The organism is Roseovarius sp. D22-M7, assembly GCF_037083785.1.
Classification (GTDB): Bacteria; Pseudomonadota; Alphaproteobacteria; order Rhodobacterales; family Rhodobacteraceae; genus Roseovarius.
In genome coordinates, this window is the sequence record NZ_JBAPKY010000167.1 from 1 (window position 1) to 1,260 (window position 1,260).

Here is a 1,260-nt window from a genome sequence, read left to right on the forward strand (position 1 = left end):
CGCGCGCTGTGCCACCAGGCTGTCGGTGCGATGGCGCACCGTCGCGCCGGGGAAATGATCGTGGATCATGATACGGTTGTAGAGCTCGCTCTCCCACCCGATCCAGGAGAGTGAGGCCGGATCGGGCGACGGCGCGCCGCCCGGATATCGCGCCCGCGCCCCGTAGACCGCAAGGGCAAAGCGGAAGAGCCGGCGGCCGACCAGGGTCTCCTGCGGCGCCCGCGTCGTGCGGATCGCGATGTCTGCCTCGCGGCGGGCGAGGCTCAGGTGCTGGTAGCTCGTCACGATGTCGAGGTCGATCTCCGGGTGCGCGTCGGCGAAGGCAGCCACGCGCGGCGCGAGGAACGCTTCGAGAAAATTGTCCGAGCAGGTGATGCGCAGCCGTCCCGTCAGCAGCGAGTTGCGACCCGCCAGCCAGCGGTCGGCGCGCGCCACCTCGGCCTCGATGTTCGTGGCGGTAGCGAGCAATTCGGTGCCGGCGGCGGTAAGCAAGGGTCCGTCGCCGCGTCGCTCGATCAGCCGCGTGTCAAGGTCGGCTTCCATTGCGGCCAGCCGGCGCGAGACGGTCGACTGGTTCACCCCGAGCGTCGCCGCGGCCTGCGACAGCGACGAGGCCCGGGCCACGGCGAGGAAGAGGCGCAGATCGTCCCAGTTCATGCCATGCATTCTTGCATAACCCGCATGCGAAATCACGGATTGCGGGCCGTCTGCGCGGGCTGGCACCGTCGGGTTGGGTCTCTGGGACCCGGAGGAAATGACAGGGCGGAGGATACGCGATGACATTCAGGACGATGATCACGGGCGCCGTTTGGCTCGCGGTGGTGCCGGGCTTCGCGGCGGCGGAGATGACGGCGATGGAGAGGGCGCTCGAGGCCGGCGCCAAGACGCTCGGCTCGGACGAGATCGCCGAGACGATGGTCGGCAAGACGGTGAAATGGGTCGCGGCCTCGAGCGACAAGGAGGTGCTGATCCATTACGGTGAAGACAACGGCATCGAGGGCCGGCTGATCGGTGGCGACTGGACCGGCACCGGGTTCTACGGCGTCACGACCGACGACCGGATCTGCCTGTCCTGGGACGGGCGCGACGCGGGGCGGCTGCGCTGCCTGCACGTCCTGATGATCGACGGCACGCCGCACAAGTTCCGCGCCGACGGCAGCGAGAGCGGCGCGCTGGAGCGTATCGAGGACGGGCGGAATTTCTGAGCCGGTTGCCCGGCAAGCGCGTCGATCACCGCATGACCGACCGCGCAGACTGGCC

General features: G+C 69.0%; 2 protein-coding genes. One reads left to right on the top strand and one right to left on the bottom strand.

The genetic code is table 11. The features are described from left to right. Nucleotides 1-657 (bottom strand): LysR family transcriptional regulator (locus tag V8324_RS21890; RefSeq protein ID WP_336421997.1); only part of this gene is annotated, 657 nt, incomplete at its 3' end. 119 nt (nucleotides 658-776) lie between these two features. Here V8324_RS21890 and V8324_RS21895 point away from each other — a divergent pair. Further along, the gene (locus tag V8324_RS21895) at nucleotides 777-1,205 is read left to right on the top strand and encodes a hypothetical protein (protein WP_336421998.1); all 429 of its coding nucleotides are present in this window, start codon (nucleotides 777-779) and stop codon (nucleotides 1,203-1,205) included. Nucleotides 1,206-1,260: the final 55 nt, after the last annotated feature.

Bases quoted from the DNA above. Each gene is read 5' to 3' on its own strand.
- V8324_RS21895 (WP_336421998.1), top strand. From the start codon at position 777: ATGACATTCAGGACGATGATCACGGGCGCCGTTTGGCTCGCGGTGGTG.